The sequence below is a fragment of the Rhodococcus marinonascens NBRC 14363 genome, assembly GCF_001894885.1.
GTDB lineage: Bacteria > Actinomycetota > Actinomycetes > Mycobacteriales > Mycobacteriaceae > Rhodococcus_F > Rhodococcus_F marinonascens.
This window is the reverse complement of the sequence record NZ_BCXB01000051.1, coordinates 1-18,393: the sequence shown is the minus strand read 5'-3', so window position 1 is coordinate 18,393 and position 18,393 is coordinate 1. Positions and strand designations below refer to the sequence as shown.

16 protein-coding genes, 1 tRNA gene, 1 other RNA gene and 2 pseudogenes are annotated in these 18,393 nt (G+C 64.2%); 14 read left to right on the top strand and 6 right to left on the bottom strand.

What is annotated here, in order from left to right; all coding sequences use genetic code 11:
• Positions 1–165: 165 nt before the first annotated feature.
• The 5 genes and pseudogenes from RM2_RS21320 to RM2_RS21300 form a co-directional block, all read right to left on the bottom strand.
• Positions 166–1,023, bottom strand: a pseudogene (locus RM2_RS21320) (AMP-binding protein); the annotation flags it as partial.
• Between the two features lie 221 nt (positions 1,024–1,244).
• A complete protein-coding gene (locus RM2_RS21315; protein ID WP_072691505.1) occupies positions 1,245–2,450 on the bottom strand; it encodes an acyl-CoA dehydrogenase family protein in 1,206 nt (401 codons plus the stop codon).
• A gap of 29 nt (positions 2,451–2,479) precedes the next feature.
• Positions 2,480–3,892, bottom strand: a complete 1,413-nt coding sequence (locus RM2_RS21310; protein WP_072691504.1) for an acyl-CoA dehydrogenase family protein — start codon at positions 3,890–3,892, stop codon at positions 2,480–2,482.
• A 188-nt stretch (positions 3,893–4,080) separates the two neighbouring features.
• Positions 4,081–4,869, bottom strand: coding sequence for a histidinol-phosphatase (hisN, locus tag RM2_RS21305; RefSeq protein WP_072691508.1), 789 nt, complete (start codon positions 4,867–4,869; stop codon positions 4,081–4,083).
• A gap of 55 nt (positions 4,870–4,924) precedes the next feature.
• Complete coding sequence (locus RM2_RS21300) at positions 4,925–5,419, bottom strand: beta-class carbonic anhydrase (protein ID WP_072691503.1); 495 nt, start codon at positions 5,417–5,419, stop codon at positions 4,925–4,927.
• A gap of 163 nt (positions 5,420–5,582) precedes the next feature.
• Between RM2_RS21300 and prfB the strand changes: the two genes are divergently transcribed.
• The 13 genes from prfB to RM2_RS21235 all read left to right on the top strand — a co-directional run bounded on the left by prfB (position 5,583) and on the right by RM2_RS21235 (position 15,834).
• Positions 5,583–6,689 (top strand): peptide chain release factor 2, encoded by a 1,107-nt coding sequence (prfB, locus tag RM2_RS21295; protein ID WP_072691507.1) that lies wholly within the window; start codon positions 5,583–5,585, stop codon positions 6,687–6,689.
• A 147-nt stretch (positions 6,690–6,836) separates the two neighbouring features.
• On the top strand, positions 6,837–7,526 hold the full coding sequence (ftsE, locus tag RM2_RS21290) for a cell division ATP-binding protein FtsE (RefSeq protein ID WP_072691502.1): 690 nt from the start codon (positions 6,837–6,839) through the stop codon (positions 7,524–7,526).
• A 67-nt stretch (positions 7,527–7,593) separates the two neighbouring features.
• Positions 7,594–8,499, top strand: a complete 906-nt coding sequence (gene ftsX, locus RM2_RS21285) for a permease-like cell division protein FtsX (protein WP_072691501.1) — start codon at positions 7,594–7,596, stop codon at positions 8,497–8,499.
• Between the two features lie 76 nt (positions 8,500–8,575).
• Positions 8,576–9,049: an SsrA-binding protein SmpB gene (gene smpB, locus RM2_RS21280; protein WP_072691500.1), complete on the top strand. Its 474-nt coding sequence runs from the start codon at positions 8,576–8,578 to the stop codon at positions 9,047–9,049.
• Positions 9,046–9,912, top strand: a complete 867-nt coding sequence (locus RM2_RS21275) for a DMT family transporter (RefSeq protein ID WP_507762069.1) — start codon at positions 9,046–9,048, stop codon at positions 9,910–9,912. The genes smpB and RM2_RS21275 overlap by 4 nt, the downstream gene beginning before the upstream one ends.
• A gap of 96 nt (positions 9,913–10,008) precedes the next feature.
• Positions 10,009–10,380, top strand: a transfer-messenger RNA (tmRNA) gene (gene ssrA / locus RM2_RS21270).
• Between the two features lie 114 nt (positions 10,381–10,494).
• Entirely contained in the window at positions 10,495–10,860 is a 366-nt protein-coding gene (locus RM2_RS21265; protein WP_139277871.1) for a fluoride efflux transporter FluC, read from the top strand.
• Positions 10,857–11,201, top strand: a complete 345-nt coding sequence (gene crcB, locus RM2_RS21260) for a fluoride efflux transporter CrcB (protein WP_072691497.1) — start codon at positions 10,857–10,859, stop codon at positions 11,199–11,201. The genes RM2_RS21265 and crcB overlap by 4 nt, the downstream gene beginning before the upstream one ends.
• Before the next feature lie 173 nt (positions 11,202–11,374).
• The gene (gene pgm, locus RM2_RS21255) at positions 11,375–13,006 is read left to right on the top strand and encodes a phosphoglucomutase (alpha-D-glucose-1,6-bisphosphate-dependent) (protein WP_072691496.1); all 1,632 of its coding nucleotides are present in this window, start codon (positions 11,375–11,377) and stop codon (positions 13,004–13,006) included.
• Positions 13,007–13,089: 83 nt separating this feature from the next.
• Positions 13,090–14,307: an MFS transporter gene (locus RM2_RS21250; RefSeq protein WP_072691495.1), complete on the top strand. Its 1,218-nt coding sequence runs from the start codon at positions 13,090–13,092 to the stop codon at positions 14,305–14,307.
• Between the two features lie 32 nt (positions 14,308–14,339).
• Positions 14,340–14,828 carry a MauE/DoxX family redox-associated membrane protein gene (locus RM2_RS21245; protein WP_072691494.1) on the top strand — a complete coding sequence of 163 codons (489 nt, stop codon included), beginning with the start codon at positions 14,340–14,342 and terminating at the stop codon, positions 14,826–14,828.
• A gap of 41 nt (positions 14,829–14,869) precedes the next feature.
• Positions 14,870–15,601: a DsbA family protein gene (locus tag RM2_RS21240; protein ID WP_072691493.1), complete on the top strand. Its 732-nt coding sequence runs from the start codon at positions 14,870–14,872 to the stop codon at positions 15,599–15,601.
• A 160-nt stretch (positions 15,602–15,761) separates the two neighbouring features.
• A tRNA-Ala gene (locus tag RM2_RS21235) sits at positions 15,762–15,834 on the top strand.
• A 196-nt stretch (positions 15,835–16,030) separates the two neighbouring features.
• Here RM2_RS21235 and RM2_RS21230 read toward each other — a convergent pair.
• A complete protein-coding gene (locus tag RM2_RS21230; RefSeq protein ID WP_218017255.1) occupies positions 16,031–17,347 on the bottom strand; it encodes a YVTN family beta-propeller repeat protein in 1,317 nt (438 codons plus the stop codon).
• Between the two features lie 624 nt (positions 17,348–17,971).
• Here RM2_RS21230 and RM2_RS21225 point away from each other — a divergent pair.
• Positions 17,972–18,393 (top strand): annotated as a pseudogene (locus RM2_RS21225) (hypothetical protein); the annotation flags it as partial.

The window sequence follows — 18,393 nt, the reverse complement described above, 5'->3', positions numbered from 1 at the left end:
CGAGCGAACCTTCGCCTGGATCAGCAAACACCGCCGCTGCGTCCGTGATTACGAAACCCGCCGCGATCATCACGAAGCGATGATTTACATCGTCATGATCGCCACCATGTCACGTCGACTCGCCCGCACAGCATGACTCATACCGGAGTTTTCAGACGCACTCTTACATCGATGCTCTTCGATCAGCCGGATCGTGTGCTCCGGATCGAACTTGCGCAGCATCACCACGGTCTGACCCAGTGCCAGCGCGAGGGCGAACTGCGAGACTCCGGTCGCGTGGAAGGCGGGGGCGGCCATCATCATCGTCTGCCCGCGCCGCAGCGGAACTCGGTCGAGGAACTGTGCGGATGCGAGCGGCGATGTGTGGCCGCGGGGAGCCCCCTTCGGAGTGCCGGTGGTACCGCTGGTCAGGAGGACGAAGCCCCCGTGCGTGGATGGTTCGGGCACCGCCCCGCGGTCGCGTCCCTCGATCACGTCGTCCAGGGTTCGTACCTGGGACGCCGAGTCGACTTCGGCCCACGAACGGTACTTGGTCATCTCGTCGGGGAGAGCCTGGGTGACGGCGTGGAACTCGTCGTCGTATACGAACGCTTGAACCTGCTCGCGGGCAGCAACGTCGACCAGTTGGACCGAGGCGAAACCAGTGTTCATCAGCACCAGCGTGGTGCCGTTCTTGGCGGCGGCGAGCATGGTGAGCACGAGGCCGCGGTGATTGCGGCACATGCATCCCATGACGGAGCCGGCTGTGAGTCCGTCGGCCTGCCACGCTCGTACCAGAGCGTTGGACTGTTCCTCGATGTCTCCATAGGTGAGCGAACCGCGCTCGTCGATCAGGGCCACCGCGTCCAGGCCGGCCTCGGCGTTGGCGTGCACCGGTCCCGCGAAGGGGCCGAATTTGCCGATGGCCGAGATGGTTCGTATGCCCTGGTCGATGCGGGGAAAAGGAAGGAGGCCCGCGCGGTTCATCACCCGTATGGCTCCCACGGTGTCCGTGATCTTGGTGAGGAAGTGCTGAGCCGACATGTAGGACCCTTCCGGAGCGGCGTACGTCAGGGTCGGCGTAGATGACCGGAGGATCTGTGAGAGCGACATCCACGAGTTCGTTCGGCGAGGGCGACTTCGACTGGCGATCAGGTCGTGTAGAGGGTGCCCCGCACTGACTCGAGACCGATTCAGACGACGCCGCCCCGCCGAACTGAAATCGACGGGGACGGACTCAGGAATGAACGCTGTTCGAGCGCAGATTATTTGAGTTCGGCCGACGACTTCCCGAGCAGGCGGCGGGCCACGATCAGCTGCTGGATCTGCTGCGTGCCCTCGAAGATGTCGAGGATCTTCGAGTCGCGCGCCCACTTCTCGAGCAGTGGACGCTCGGAGTATCCCAAGGTGCCGGCGAGCTCGACCGCCTTCAGCGAGATGGCGGTGCCGGTACGACCAGCCTTGGCCTTGGACATGGAGGCTTCGAGCGAATTGGGCTTCTTATTGTCCGCCATCCAGGTTGCGCGCAGGGAGAGCAGGTAGCTGGCTTCCCAGTCGGCCTCGAGCTGCAAGAACTCCGCCGCCGCGGCGTGCTGGTTGTACGCGGGGGTGTCGTAGGAGATCTCGACACCGGCCTCGGTGAGGATGGTTCGGAGTTCCTCGAGTGCAGCGCGACCGAGGCCGACGGCCATGCCTGCGACGATGGGGCGGGTGTTGTCGAACGTCTGCATGACGCCGGCAAAGCCCTTCTCGACGTTCACCTCGGGTGTGCCGAGCAGGTTGTCCCGGGATATCCGGCAGTCCTGCAACAGCAGCACGGCGGTGTCGGACGACTTGATGCCCAGCTTGTGCTCGAGACGCGCAACGCTCAGCCCGGGGGCGTCGCGGGGAACCACGAAGGACTTGATCGCGGCACGACCCTTGGTCTTGTCGACCGTCGCCCACACGACGATGTGGGTGGAACGCTCGCCGGCCGTGACGAAGATCTTTTCTCCGTTGAGTACGTATTCGTCACCGTCGAGCATCGCGGTCGTGGTGACGGCCGCGGAGTCGGAACCGAAGCCGGGTTCGGTGATGGCCATCGACGCCCACACCTTGCCGAAGTTCTCGAGTTGTTCGTCGGTGGCGACTGCCGCGATCGCGGAGTTACCGAGGCCCTGGTAGGGGATAGACAGCGTAAGGCCAACGTCGCCCCAGCAGGTCTCGATGACGTTCATCAGCGAGGACATGTTGCCGCCATTGACGTTTCCGATGACCTTCGGTTCGTCACCGCGTCCGAGCGCGGCTCCGGCCGCGCGCTTTCCTGAATCGTTCAGTCCCTCCACCATGGCGGCCATGGTGTCGAGTTCCTTAGGATAGGCGTGCTCCGCGAGGTCGTATTTGCGGGAGATCGGCCGGAAGATTTCTGCCGCGACCTGGTGGGCCTGGTTCGCGGAGGCTTTGAGCTTTTTGGGAAGTTCGAGGTTGATCATGACAGCTTCCTTAGTTCGAATCCGGCCGATCAGATCAGGACGATGCCCTCGGCAACGCCGATGGCGCGAAGGTCGCGGTACCAGCGCTCGACGGGATGTTCCTTGGTGTAACCGTGACCACCGAGCAGCTGGACGCCGTCGAGACCGATTTGCATGCCCTTCTCGGACGCCAACTTTCGGGCGAGAGCCGATTCGCGGGCGAAGGAGAGCCCCTGTTCGGCACGCGAGGCTCCGCGCAACGTCACCAGGCGGAGTCCGTCGAGTTCGATGCCGATGTTCGCGACCATGAAGGCGACCGCTTGGCGGTTGCTGATCGGCTCACCGAACGCGACGCGCTCGTTCACGTACGGAATCACGTAATCCAGAACGGCCTGACCGGTACCCACCGCGAGCGAAGCCCAGCCGAGACGGGCGAGCCGGATGGCGTCGGCGTACTCGCCCTTCCGGATATCGGCATCGCCGTCGCCGAGCAGTGCCGACTCGGGCACCGCGACGTCGGTGAAGTTGAGGCGGCCCAGTCCGGCAGCGCGCAGGCCCATGCTCGGGTCGGCCTCGACGACGAGTCCCTTGGAGTCGGACTCGACGATGAAGAAGGAGGGCTTGCCCTCCAGTTCGGCCGCGACGATGAACAACTCTGAGGAGGCGGCCGCGGGAACGAGGCTCTTGACGCCGTTGAGCTTGTAGCCGCTGGGGGAGCGAACAGCCTTGGTTTGCAACGCGAACGGGTCGAACAGTGCGCGGGGCTCGTTGACGACTACGGCTGCGTTCGGCACCTGCTCGCCGGCGAAGGCTGGGAGGTAGGTCTTCTGCTGGGAGTCGGTGCCCCACTGGGTGAGCGCGACCGCGACGCCGCTCGGCGCGAGGATCGGCAACGCGAGCCCCATGTCGCCGTGTGCGAGCGCCTCGGCGACAAGGGAGTTGGTGACGGCTCCGCGCTCACTGGCAGCACCGTCGAGTTCCTCGGGAACGTTGATGACCGTGATGCCGAGTTCGGCGGCGCGTTTGGCGAGGTCTGCGGGTGCTGCGGCGGCAGCGTCCGCGTCGTGGCCGGCAGGCCGCAGAATCTCGGCGGCGAACTCGCGCACCGTCTCGACGATCATCTGCTGGTCGTCACTTGGGGTGAGATCGAAGTAGCCCGTTTTTACCGTCGGATTGTGGGGGAGGCGTTTCGGTGCGCCACCACCAGCCACCATCTTGAAGCCGCGGGTCGCAGCGCCGAGCGTCTTGAATCCGGTCTTGGTTCCCTCGTACATCACCCGGTCGATCGTCTGACGCAGGTTGTACTTCTCGGCCAGGTCGGAACCGGTGATCTTGGTCAGCACTCGCAGTGCGGCACCCATCGCGTCGCGCTTGACGGGGTTCAGACCGATGGCGGACGTGTCGCGGGGCTTGCGGTTCGCGCTGTCATTGGAGGCAACAGTGTCTTGTTTGCTCATGATCACCAGTGGTTTCTCCGTGTTCGGGCGTGTACTCGATCTACCTTACTTAGCAGTAAGGTGAGTGTCTACCGCTGAGTACGTTCGGGTAGCAGCCAGGCCCGCCGCACCTGTTACCGCTCTATTGTCGAGCGCACCATCCCGCCGAGTTCGACGATGCCGGGGGCCACAGGGCGTGGCAGGGCCGGTGGGTGTCAGTTCGAGCGAAGCCGCGCCAGCGCCTCATCGTGGAGCAGGCCATTGGTGGCCAGCGAGCTGCCACCGTGGGGTCCGTCAGTGCCCTCGAGATTCGTGAACCGTCCGCCGGCCTCGCGAACCAGCAGGTCGAGAGGCGCGAGATCCCACAGCGACACCTCGGGTTCGGCAGCGATGTCGACGGCACCCTCGGCGAGCAGACAGTAGGAGAAGAAGTCTCCGAATCCTCGGACCCGCCAGACATCGTCGGTGAAGGAAATGAACTGCTCGCGGATTCCTCGTTCCTTCCATCCCGACAGGCTCGAGAACGTCAGGCTGGCCGAATCCAGCCGGTCTACGGCAGAGACGGCGATGCGGCCGGGTTCGGATCCGTCGAAGGTGCTCCAGGCGCCGGTGCCGGAGGCGGCCCACCAGCGGCGGGCGAGCGCCGGGGCGCTCACCACGCCGACGGTGGGAACGCCGTCCTCGAGCAACGCGATCAGGGTGGCCCAAACGGGGACGCCCCGGACGAAGTTCTTGGTGCCGTCGATCGGGTCGATCACCCACTGGCGCCCGGAGATCAGTTGGTCGCCGCCGAACTCCTCGCCCAGGACCGCGTCCGCGGGCCGCTCGGACCCCAGAGTCACCCGGGCCGCGCGCTCCACGGCGAGATCGGCATCGGTCACCGGCGTGAGGTCGGGCTTGTTGTCGACCGACAGATCGAGCGCTCCGAATCGGGCCAGGGTGATCGCGTCCGCCTCGTCCACGATTTGGAGGGCAAGTTGCAGGTCGGCGTGGAGGTCGGTCACGTTCGCACAGATTACTCGCACAGGCGCGGCTTACCCGTAGGGCGTCGCGGCGAGCTCAGTTGATCTCGACCTCGTCGAGCTTTCCGGTAGCGACGTCGAAGATGAATCCGCGGAGGGAGGTTGACGCAGTGATGAAGGGGCTGGACTCGATGCGACGAAGCGACTGCCGGACGTCCTCGGCGATATCTGAGAACGCTTCCGCCGACCAAGCAGGCTTGATTCCGACGTCGTCCTGGATGGAACGCTTGAAGTCGTCGTCGGTAAACGTGAGCATCCCGCAGTCCGTGTGATGGATCAGGATGATCTCGGTGGTCCCGAGCAGTCGCTGACTGATCGCGAGCGACCGGATCTCATCATGCGTCACCACGCCGCCGGCGTTCCGGATGACGTGGGCCTCGCCCAATTCGATGCCGAGAATCCGATACACGTCGAGTCGCGCGTCCATGCAGGCGACGATGGCGACGTGCTTGCTCGGCGGAAGTGGGAGTGGTCCGGCGAAATCAGCCGCGTAGGCCTCGTTGTTCTTCAGATACTGATCGGTCACGGTCATCGTCGACTCCGTCCGGGGTGGCGGCGCAAGCATTGGCGCCCAATGCCTGGAAAGAGGTGTGCTCTTCTCACTTGCCATGTTGGCACGGCCTGGTGGCAGGAAGGGGTGACCCGGTCGGGAGCAGGTGATCGGGCTGGGTAGGCACCCGGTAACCTTGGGAACCGTGCATCCCGACGTATCCGCAGATTTAGGCGACCTCGACACCACCCTTCGGACCGTCGAATCGGTGGTGGACGTGGAGCAGTTGCGCCACCGTATCAACGAACTCGAACACCAGGCTGCCGATCCCGAGCTGTGGAACGACCAGGAACACGCGCAACAGGTCACCAGTCAGCTCTCGCATTCGCAGACCGAGTTGCGCCGGGTCGAGGAACTGCGCTCACGGCTCGACGACATGCCGGTGCTCTACGAACTCGCGGAGGACGAGGGCGCCGATGCCATCGCGGACGCCGATGCAGAGCGGCGCAGCCTTCGGGAAGACATCGCCGCGATGGAAGTCAAGACGATGCTCTCGGGTGAGTACGACGAGCGTGACGCGCTGGTGAACATCCGTTCGGGTGCGGGAGGTGTGGACGCCGCAGACTGGGCCGAGATGCTGATGCGCATGTACATCCGGTGGGCAGAGAAGCACGGTTACGGCGTCGAGGTCTATGACACGTCCTACGCGGAGGAAGCCGGTATCAAGAGTGCGACGTTCGCGGTCAAGTCCCCATACAGCTACGGAACACTGTCGGTCGAGATGGGCACGCACCGGCTGGTCCGCATCAGCCCGTTCGACAACCAGGGCCGCCGCCAGACGTCGTTCGCCGAGGTCGAGGTGCTGCCCGTGGTCGAGACCACGGACCACATCGACGTCAACGAGAACGACGTCCGCGTCGACGTGTACCGGTCATCGGGCCCCGGTGGTCAGTCCGTGAACACCACCGACTCCGCGGTCCGTCTGACGCACATACCGACCGGCATAGTTGTGACCTGCCAGAACGAGAAGTCTCAGCTGCAGAACAAGGTGTCTGCGATGCGCGTTCTGCAGGCCAAGCTGCTCGAGGTCAAACGCAAGGAAGAACGCGCCGAGATGGATGCGCTCAAGGGCGACAGCGGCAGTTCCTGGGGTAACCAGATGCGGTCCTACGTGTTGCACCCGTATCAGATGGTGAAGGATCTGCGCACCGAGTACGAGGTCAACAACCCTTCGGCGGTCCTCGACGGTGATATCGACGGGTTCCTCGAATCCGGCATCCGGTGGCGGATGCGCGAGAACCAGACGTCCTAGTACCGGCGCCGCCACTGACCTCTTCAGACCTGCCAACCTCGTCTTCCGGCCCGGGCGACAGCCGAGACGCCGCCGGAGAGCGGCCCATGATGTTTGCGTGACGTTCCACACCGTTCGCCGTTTGACGTGCGTCTAGACTGGCTCTCCGTGATCAGCGTCGAGAATGTGTCGAAGTCGTACAAGACCTCCACGAGGCCGGCCTTGGACAAGGTGAGCGTCGAGGTGGACAAGGGCGAATTCGTCTTCCTCATCGGCCCGTCGGGCTCGGGAAAGTCGACCTTCATGCGCCTGCTCCTCAAGGAAGAGTCACTGACGTCCGGCGACATTCACATCGCAGGCTTCCACGTCAACAAGCTTTCCTCCCGGCGCGTACCGAAGCTACGGCAAAGCATGGGCTGCGTGTTCCAAGACTTCCGGCTGCTTCAGAAGAAGACCGTGTCAGAGAACGTGGCCTTCGCGCTCGAAGTGATCGGCAAGCCGCGCAGCATGATCGGGCGAACGGTTCCCGAGGTCCTCGAGATGGTCGGGCTGTCGGGTAAGGCGGACCGAATGCCCACCGAACTTTCAGGAGGGGAGCAGCAGCGAGTCGCCATCGCGCGGGCATTCGTGAACCGGCCGCTGGTGTTGCTGTGCGACGAGCCCACCGGCAACCTCGACCCGGAGACGAGCCAGGACATCATGTTGTTACTCGAGCGGATCAACCGCACCGGAACCACGGTGGTGATGGCGACACACGATCATCACATCGTCGACTCGATGCGCCGTCGCGTGGTGGAATTGGACCTCGGCAGAGTGGTGCGTGACGAGGCTCGGGGCGTGTACGGCGTAGGGCGCTAGTTGTCCGCCTGCTTTCCGAATCTTCAGCACTGTCCGCAAGCCTCCGACGAAGGATTCTGATTCCCCGATGCGCGCCAGTTTCATAGCCAGCGAGGTCTTCACCGGACTCCGCCGCAACGTCACGATGACCATTGCGATGATTCTCACCACCGCGATCTCCCTCGCCCTATTCGGTAGTGGGTTGCTGGTGGTACAGATGGCGGGAAAGACGCAGCAGATTTTCCTGGACCGTGTCGAGGTGCAGATCTTCCTCACCGACGACATCTCGACGTCCGATCCAGGGTGTCAGGGAGAGATCTGTAGCTCGCTGCGAAACGATCTGGTAGAGACGCCGTCGGTGGTGTCGGTGGAGTACCTCAACCGGGATGATGCGGTAAAGGACGCGACAGAGCGGGTGTTCAAGGATCAGCCGGAACTCGCGGCACTGGTCAGCCCCGACAGCTTCCCGGCGTCGTTCAAGATCAAACTCAGTGATCCCGAGCGCTTCGGGGTGATCAACGACGAGTTCGCCACACGGCCGGGAGTCGAGAGCGTCCTCAATCAGCGTGAACTGGTGGAGCGACTATTCAGCGTCCTGGGCGGTGTGCGCAACGGCGCGTTCGCGATCGCGATCGTCCAGGCCCTGGCGGCAATCCTTTTGATCGCGAACATGGTTCAGATCGCCGCCTACACCCGTCGTACCGAGGTCGGCATCATGAGATTGGTGGGTGCCACCCGGTGGTACACGCAGTTGCCGTTCCTGCTCGAGGCTGTGATCGCGGCGTTTGTGGGTGCCGTACTCGCGATCGCCGGGTTGTTCACCGCGAAGAACGTATTCGTCGACGGCGTGCTCTCGGACTTGTATTCAGCCAACATTCTCGCCCGGATTTCCAACAGCGATGTGCTGTTCATCTCGCCCGTCTTGTTGCTGGCGGGTGTCGGGATGGCGGCGGTGACCGCATACGTGACCCTGCGCTTGTATGTGCGCGAGTAATTTAGTTTGCCCGCTCTCCTATGCTGGAGGGTACGAACTGTTCATCTCGAACATCGCGGACTGAAAGGCCCGGCACGTGAAGGAAAAGGGCCGCAAGGTCATTGCAACCAATCGCAAGGCGCGTCACAACTACACCATCCTCGACGTCTACGAGGCGGGCATTGCCCTGGTGGGTACCGAGGTGAAGAGTTTGCGTGAGGGTAAGGCGTCTCTGGTCGACGCGTTCGCCACCGTCGACGACGGCGAGGTCTGGCTACGCTCACTGCATATCCCCGAATACACGCAGGGCACCTGGACCAACCACTCGCCGCGCCGCACGCGGAAGTTACTGTTACACAAGAGCGAGATCGAGCATCTCGTCGGTAAGACGCGCGAGGGCAACCAGACTCTCGTGCCGCTGTCGATGTACTTCTCCGACGGCAAGGTCAAGGTAGAGCTCGCTCTCGCGAAGGGCAAGCAGGACTATGACAAACGTCAGGATCTGGCCCGGCGGACCGCCGAGCGCGAGGTGACACGCGAACTCGGACGCCGGATCAAAGGCATGCGCTGATATCCATCCTGCTCGCCCTGGTGGCTGCGATCGGCTACGGAGTGAGCGACTTCGTCGGCGGTGTCGCATCCCGCCGAGTTGCTGCTCTGCGTGTCGTCATCGTGTCGTATCCACTGTCGCTGCTGATCGTTTTCGCCATCGCCCCCTTCGTCGGAGGGACGTTGACACCCTCCTCTCTCCTCTGGGGTGCCGCGTCGGGAATCGCGGGGGGCGTGGCGGTCTGGTGGTTCTACCTTGCGTTGGCATCTGGACCGATGTCCGTCGTCTCGCCCCTCACGGCCGTCCTCGTGGCGGGGATTCCTGTGCTCATCGGGTTGGCGCTCGGGGAACGGCCCGGGTTGATCGCGTTCGTCGGTATTGTGGTGGCACTCGCCGCCGTTGTTCTCGTGAGTCGTGAATCACCCGACGAGACAGCCGGAGAGGTCGCCGGCGGCAGGGTGCTGAGGTTCACTCGAACGGTCGCCCTGCTGACCGTCGGATCCGGCGTCGCGTTCGCCCTCGCATTCGTCGCACTGCACGAGATCGGCGAGGAGGGCGGGCTGTGGCCCCTCGCTATATCGCGTGCATCGGCGACCGCGGTCGTGTGGCTTGTGGCGTTTTCATCCGGGCACTTCGTCCCGCCGCACGGCGAACCACTGCGGCTCGCCGTGTACGTGAGTTTCCTCGACGTACTCGCCAACGCCGCCATGCTCTACGCATTCCAGGGCGGACTGCTGTCACTCGTCAGCGTGATCGGGGCGCTCTACCCCGCCGCGACGGTGCTGCTTGCGATGGTGATGCTCGGTGAACGGGTGAGCAGGGTGCAGCAGGCGGGCATGCTCCTCGCCCTCGCCTCGGTGGGCATGATCGCCGTGGCCAGCTGAAACCACACCCGCCACACGCGGCCACACAAATCGGGATGAATTCTTGCCGGGTTCGCGTTACACTAAATAGCCCCGCGAGCTTCGTGGGGCGCGTACGGGGCTGAACGGTTTCGACTGCGTACGTTGAGGTAGGGGAAGCGTGTCGGTGCAGGCAGGAGACCACCGTAAGCGTCGCTGCAAACATATAAGCGCCGATTCCAATCAGCGCGACTACGCACTCGCTGCCTAAGTAGCCACTGCGTGTCTGTCAGTCCGGGTTCGCCCTCGGTCCGGGTACTGGCATCAGCTAGAGGGCCTTACCGTTCGATTCGGTCGCGGAGCCGAGCGGGACAACCAACAGCGACTGGGATCGTCATCTTGGCTTGTTTGCGAGACCGGGAGATCCAAGTAGAGGCATAGCAAACTGCACACGGAGAAGCCCTAGCTTTGCTGCGGAGGACCCGGGTTCAATTCCCGGCAGCTCCACTGAAGTCCGGGCCGGACATCTAGCAGGTGTCCGGTCCGGACTTTTTTTGTGCGCGCGTGTCACGATGTGTCACGAACAGCGTGCGGATCGCGACGAAAACTCGAAGGGGAATGCTGGTGGTCGAGACGAAACCCGTGGCGGTGGTCGCCGTAGGAGGTGCGCTCGGGGCTGCCGTGAGATTCGCTCTGGCCGAACAGTGGCCGGGAATCTGGACCGTTCTCGTCATCAACGTCGCAGGTTCGCTGCTGCTCGGATACCTGGCCGAGATGGTTGGACCTGATCGGCTGTGGCGACTGTTTCTCGGAATCGGCGTGCTCGGTGGATTCACCACGTTCTCGACCTTCGCCCTCGATGCCGTCGGGGAAGATGCGGGGACCGCCGCGGTCTATGTAGCAGCCACCCTGATCCCCGCACTGCTGGCCGCGCGCATGGGCATGCTCGCCGGACATCGGCACAGGTTGGCTCGAAAGGCGGCCGCGTGAGTGTTCTGCTCGTTGCACTCGGCGGCGGCCTCGGTGCCGTGATGCGGTATCTGTCAGGCCGGTACGTCCACTCTTATCGCAGCTTTCCGATGGCCACCTTTGTCGTAAATGTCCTCGGATGTCTGAGTCTGGGACTGTTGTCGGGGTTGTCGATGCCCGCCTACGCCTTCGCCCTGTTCGGCACAGGCTTCTGCGGCGGGCTCACCACGTACTCCACCTTTGCCGTGGAATCGGTTGGGCTCGTGCGTATCCGACGTGCGCTCGTCTCCCTTGTGTACATTGTCGCGAGCGTCGTCTTCGGCTTGAGCGCCGCCTGGCTGGGGTTCCGATTGACCTCGTGAGCGCTGGCCCCACAGCGGAACGGAAGGGCGGAGCCCGCCGCTGCCATATCGCGCGGAGTCCACCGCTGCCATATCGCGCAGAGTCCGCCGCTGCCATATCGCGCGGACTCCACCGCCAGGGTGCAGGATGGGTGATAGCCGAATTCGGTTCCCGTCGATTTGCAGGAGGTCTCGTGGCGCACGACAGGGCGGGGCAGGTGGCACTGCCGGAGGATCTGATAGACACCGCACATCTGGTGACCGCTTATTACAGCCGCGTACCCGACCCCGAGAACCTGGCGCAGCAGGTGGTGTTCGGGACCTCCGGTCATCGTGGCTCGAGCCTGGATTGCGCGTTCAACGAGGCACACATCCTGGCCACCACGCAGGCCATCGTCGAATACCGGGCGTCCCAGGGCATCGATGGGCCGCTTTTCCTCGGACGCGACACCCACGCACTGTCGGAACCGGCGTGGACGTCCGCTCTCGAGGTGCTGGCCGCCAACGAGGTGACGGTGCTGATCGATTCCCGAGACCGGTTCACCCCGACGCCCGCGGTCAGTCACGCGATCCTGCGCTACAACAGCAGCGGTCCTGAGTCGAAGGCCGACGGCATCGTGGTGACGCCGTCGCACAATCCGCCCCGCGACGGCGGATTCAAGTACAACCCGCCACACGGGGGCCCGGCCGGTTCCGAGGAGACGACGATCATCGCCGACCGTGCGAACCAGTTGCTGCGCCGCGATCTCGCCGGCGTGCGCCGAATCTCCGCGGAACGGGCACTGCACGAGGCCGAGCGGTACGACTTCCTCCGCTTCTACGTCGACGATTTGCCCAGCGTCCTCGATCTCGACGCCATTCGGAGTGCCCGTGTGCGAATCGGCGCCGACCCTATGGGAGGTGCGAGCGTCGACTACTGGGGCGCGATCGCTGACACCCACGGTCTCGATCTCGAGGTCGTCAACCCTCTCGTGGACCCCACTTGGCGGTTCATGACCCTGGACACCGACGGCAAGATCCGCATGGACTGCTCGTCACCCGATGCCATGGCCTCGCTGATCGGAGCCCGCGATCGATTCGACATCTCGACGGGCAATGACGCAGACGCCGACCGGCACGGGGTCGTGACCCCCGACGCGGGACTGATGAACCCCAATCACTACCTCGCGGTGGCCATCGACTACCTGTTCTCGCACCGCAACAGATGGGGTTCGGCGGTCAAGGTAGGCAAGACGCTCGTCAGTTCGTCGATGATCGACCGCGTGGTCGACGGCCTCGGCCGCGAACTCCTCGAGGTGCCGGTGGGATTCAAGTGGTTCGTCCCGGGCATGCTCGAGGGCTCCCTCGGGTTCGGTGGTGAGGAGAGTGCAGGCGCGTCCTTCCTACGGCACGACGGTGGCGTGTGGACCACGGACAAGGACGGAATCATCATGGCCCTGCTCGCCTCTGAGATGACGGCGGTGACCGGCAAGACACCATCGGTTCGTTACGCGGAACTGGCTGAACGGTTCGGCAGCCCCGCATACGCTCGCATTGATGCCCCCGCCACCCGGGAGCAGAAAGCGGTGCTGGGGAAGCTCTCTCCTGAACAGGTTTCCGCCACAGAACTTGCGGGCGAGCCGATCACGGCCACGTTGACGAGCGCACCGGGCAACGGAGCCGCGCTCGGCGGACTGAAGGTCACCACAGCCACGTCGTGGTTCGCGGCGCGTCCCTCGGGTACCGAGGACGTCTACAAGATCTACGCCGAATCTTTCCAGGGCCCCGGTCATCTCGCGCAGGTGCAGGCAGCAGCCAGAGAACTGGTGGCCGACGTCCTCGCGTGAGGTCCCCACATCCGCGCAGTGGCGAGTGCCACCACAGGCGGCGGGGCTGCTGACGTCGGAGGCATCTAATATCAGGTTCAATCATGATTAGACGTGCAGCCAAGCTGCCTGCCGAGCAGGACCCGCGGATCCCCCCGGAAATCTGGGTGCTGGTGTCTGCCAGTTTCGTCATCGCACTCGGGTTCGGGATCGTCGCACCCGCGCTGCCTCAGTTCGCTCTCAGCTTCGACGTCAGCATCACTGCGGCCACTGTCGTGATCTCGTCGTTCGCGTTCATGCGTCTGGCGTTCGCCCCCGTCAGCGGCAGGCTGGTGCAGAAGCTGGGGGAGCGCCCGGTGTATATCACCGGTCTCCTCATCGTCGCTGCCTCGACAGCGGCGTGCGCTGTGGCGGGGGACTACTGGCAGTTACTGATCTTCCGGGCTATCGGCGGCATCGGCTCGACGATGTTCACTGTGTCCGCGATGGGTCTCGTCATTCGAATCGCACCCCCGGACAAGCGTGGCCGGGTGTCTGGGATGTATGCGACGAGCTTCCTGATGGGCTCGATCAGCGGACCACTCGTCGGCGCGTTGCTCGTCGAGTTCGGCCTTCGCGTTCCGTTCATCATCTACGCCGTCGCCCTCGTTATTGCCGCCGCAGTGGTCTTCGTGAGCCTGCGTGGCTCCCACCTGGCGACTCCCGGGGCCACCGCCGGTGCCGCCATGTCGCTGAGGGAAGCGCTCGGGAATCCGACCTACCGAGCGGCATTGGGATCGAACTTCGCGTTCGGTGGAGTGATCTTCGGGGTGCGCGTCGCGATGGTCCCGTTGTTCGTGGTGGAGGCGCTGCACCGTGAAGTGGGACTGGCAGGAATCGCCCTCACCGTGTTCGCGGTGGGCAATGCGCTCGTCCTCATCGTGTCGGGGCGGTTGTCGGACACCTACGGGCGGAAGCGGTTCGTCGTTCTCGGACTGCTGGTGTGTGGTGCCAGCACCATGGCCATGGGCCTCAGCGAAAGTTTCCTGGTGTTCCTGGTGCTGTCGGGCGTCGCGGGCGTAGGTTCCGGCATGATGAGCCCCGCCCAACAGGCCGCGGTCGCCGATGTGGTGGGCTCGAAGTCGCGCGGCGGTCCGGTGCTCGCAACGTTCCAGATGGCGTCCGACGTCGGCGGCGTCGTCGGTCCGGTCGGAGCGGGTCTGCTTGCCGAGCACCTGTCGTATGCGGCCGCATTCGCAGTGACCGGCGGGGTGATGCTCCTCGCGGTTGTGGGATGGCTGCTGGTGCCGAACAAGCCGGTGTCGAAAGTGACTGCCGAGTAACGCTGACTCGAGACCTCTGTACGCTCGTTCGGGTGTGGATTCCTATCGCATCCCTCGTCGCACGGCTGTCCCTAGCCGCCGTCTGGCTCGTGTCCGGTGCACTCAAAGTCGCCGACCCCACCCAGACCGCTGTCGCGGTCCGCGCCTACCAACTGTTGCCTGAGGATCTCGTCCGGCCGGTCGCAAACACGCTGCCGTTTTTCGAGATCGCACTGGGGTTGTTGCTGCTGATCGGGCTCGCGGTCCGTGCCACGGCATCGGCGTCTGCCGTGCTCCTGCTCGTCCTGATCGGTGTGATCATCTCGGTGTGGGCGCGCGGACTATCGATCGACTGCGGATGCTTCGGCGGCGGTGGCGCAGCCGACGTGGACGCCTGGGACTATGCTGAGGAGATCCTGCGTGACGTCGGCTTCCTTGCGCTGGCCGTCTGGCTGACCGTGTTCCCACGTTCCCCGTTCGCGTTAGGGCTCGGGTCTCGGGCCAATCTCTCAATGGGGCCTGCGCGGGTGATGGCAGAGTAGGTAAACGGCAAATCGATCCGACATCGAAGGACTGCATCTACGTGAGCTCTAAGAACAAATACAATCCGCAACCGGAGTCCAGTCGGTCCACCTACATCCTCGGTGGACTCGCGGTGGCGATCATCGCGGTACTCGTCATCGGTGGTGTGTTCTGGCAGAGCAGTCGCAGCCAGCCGCGCAACGACGGCTACGGCGGCGTTCAGAACTCCGAGGTCCAGGTGGCGAAGCAGGACAACGGAGTCGTCCTGCTCGGACGCCCCGACGCGGCTGTCAGCATCGACCTGTTCGAAGATCCGATGTGCCCGTACTGCGGTGAATTGGAGAACCGGAACGGCCAAGAACTGGCGCAGGCCATCGACGACGGCAAAGTCGCGGTCCGCTACCACATCCTGAACTTCCTCAACCAACTCTCGGCCAGCGGCGACTACTCCACCCGCGCCGTCGCGGCATCGCAGTGCGTCGCCGACACGGGTGACGCAATCGCGTACTCGGCGTTCCATTCCGCACTGTTCTCTCCTGCGAATCAGCCGCAGGAGAACGGAAGCTCCGACCACACGAACGAGGACCTCGCGCAGATGGCCCGCGAAGCCGGCGCGTCCGACGCCGCCGTGCAGTGCATCAGCACGGGCGCGAATGTCGAGCAGGCCGCGATCGACGCGGAGGCGGGTCGCCAGGCGCTCGCCGCGAGCGGTGCACAGGGGACGCCGGCGGTGGTCAAGGACGGCACCGTGATCGACGCGCTCTCCAACCCTGACTGGGTTGCGCAGCTGTAGAAGGTCGGTGGCCCGTGCGTGGAGTGGGCGGTTACTGCACTCATCGACCACGCACGGGCGTCACGCCTCTGACCAGTCGATTTGTTGGCCTGGTCGGCCATGGTGTAACTTTCTTCGAGCACGCAGGAAGTGATTTTGCGAGTGCGAGAGAACTGAATACGGGGCTATGGCGCAGCTGGTAGCGCACCACACTGGCAGTGTGGGGGTCAGGGGTTCGAGTCCCCTTAGCTCCACCCAAGTAGCGGCAGGCCAGAGGGCCTGCCGCTACTTTTGCTCCCTACGTCGACATTCCGGGCAACATCGGCGGGTACAGTGCTGCCATTTCGAACTACCGACAGATGGATGCTCGGCAGTGTCGAGGTCGAGATCACCAGTCCTGACACGGCAACGCCCCCACCCTCGGGTGGGGGCGTTTCGTCGTCTCAGGACCTACGATCCCCAGGACCCGAGCGATCCCAAGGACCCGGTAGCCGGTGTGTCGGTGATGTCGAGGACGACCGGCATGATGGCATCCTCGCCCACACCGTTCGTGGCGGTGACGGTGAAGGTGAACTGCCCGGCAGCGCCAGGGACGCCGAGTAGGACACCGTCAGGAGTGAGAACGAGTCCGTCGGGCAGGGTGCCGTCGGTGACGGTTGCAGTCGGGGTCGGAGGCCCGGCCAGCGTGAAGGTGTGATGGTAGAACTGCCCGACTACACCGGCAGGCGGTGCCCCGGTCAGGGTGGGTGCGCGGTCGGTCGCGATAACCGACACTGTGTTGGCGCCCTCGTTGATGACGTAGGCACGAGTGCCGTCGGGGGTGAACGCCAAAGCCATCGGCTCGTCCCCGACCTCGAACGTGTCGACCACCGTGTTGGTGGCGGTGTCGATCGCCCACACCGTGTCGCTGTTGTCGTTGGTGACGTAGACCAAGTCGCCGTCGGGGGTTATCGCCACGCCAGCCGGCCTGTCGCCGACGCCGAGGTTGGTGACGGCGAGGGTGTTGGTGTCGATCACCGAGACCGTGTTGTCGTCGCTGTTGGTGACGTAGGCCTTGTTGCCGTCGGGGGTGATCGCTACCGCGTACGGCTCGTCGCCGACGTCGATGGTGTCGGTGACGGCGAGGGTGTTGGTGTCGATCACCGAGACCGTGTTGTCCCCGCGGTTGGTGACGTAGGCGCGGGTGCCGTCGGGGGTGATCGCCACCCCCCATGGACCATTGCCCACGGTGACGGTGTCGACGACTGTGTTGCCGGCAGTCTCGATCACTGACACCGATTCGTCGCCGAGGCTGGTGACGTAGGCACGGGTGCCGTCGGGGGTGAACGCCACCCCGTTCGGCCCCGCGGGGACGTCTATGGTGCCGGTGACAGCGCGGGTAGCGGTGTCGATCACCGACACTGATTCGCTGTTCCTGTTGGTGACATACGCGCGAGTCCCGAGCGGGTTCACCGCCACCCCAAACGGCTCGTCCCCGACCTCGACCGTGTTGATCACCGTGTTGGTGGCGGTGTCGATCACCGACACCGTGTCGCTCTCCAGATTGGTGACGTAGGCGTAATTGCCGTCGGGGGTGATCGCTACTTCGTCCGGATTGCCGCCGACGACGATGGTGGCGGTGACGGTGTTGGCGTGTGCGGCGGGGGTGCCCGTGAGCATCAGTCCCGCCGACAGGGCTGCGACCAACCCGGCTGTGCGTCGTCGGGTCGTGGGCCTCGAGCCCAGATCATCCCCGCAACTTGGCGGAACAACGGTAGTGTGCCTCATCGTGCTCGGAACTCCTTTCATTGGGGAGCGGGCCCGGTGGGCGCGGCCCTCTCCACGGGTACATGGAGGACAAGGGTGAAACCGAACAGTTGCCCTGTGCGGGTGAGGACGTTACGGGACGAACCTGCACGAAATAGCAATTCGCCCAGATCCGTGCCGAAGGCTACGGCCCGCGGGTACGTGCGGCTGTCGACTTGGTGCGCTGGGAACCAGTGACGTGGGTGGAGCTCCACTGGAGAACCCGGCGCCCACTGGCCGCTACCGCTGTTGACGCCGTCAACACGTGAACGGAAACTTGCAGGTCGCGATTCGGCGTCAACATCTGCTGAATCGAGCTGAATTGCAGGTCAGGCAGCAAAAAACCGGGATCAGCAAAGGGGTTCGAGTCCCCTTAGCTCCACCGAAATCGCGGCAGGTCGGATGGCCTGCCGCTATTCTTTTGCGCCCTGAGTCAACATTGTGGGCAACATCGATGGGAACAGTGCTGCCATTTCGAACTACCGACAGATGGATGCTCGGCAGTGTCGAGGTCGAGATCACCAGTCCTGACACGGCAACGCCCCCACCCTCCTTGGGTTCTAACGGTCGTTGCAACACCCTGAGTTTCGGGGAGTTGCAACGACCGTGCCGCGTTCGAGGGGCAAGACGTCAGGACTGCAGAAGTACACGCGAGAGGATCGGGACCGGTTCTTCCGCGAGTTCGACCGGGTGGGCAGCGTGACTGCTGCCGCCCGATCGCTCGGATTCAACGCACACACCTGCGCCCAGTGGGCACGCGAGGCCGGGCTCAGGAGCATACGACTGCGCCATCCCGGACACGAGGAGTTCCTTCGACTGCGCAGGACCGGTGCCACACGGGGTGAGGCAGCGGTGGCGGTCGGGGTGCACCCACGCACTGCGAAGGACTGGGACCGCGGGATCCGAGGGTCGCGAAACGCCAGGATCTACCCCGACGGCCGGGTCGTCGACTACACATCTGGTGTGACTACGATGACCACCCCCGCCGCCGGTAGCGGACCTGTCCAGCAGACGGTGGTGATGACGAA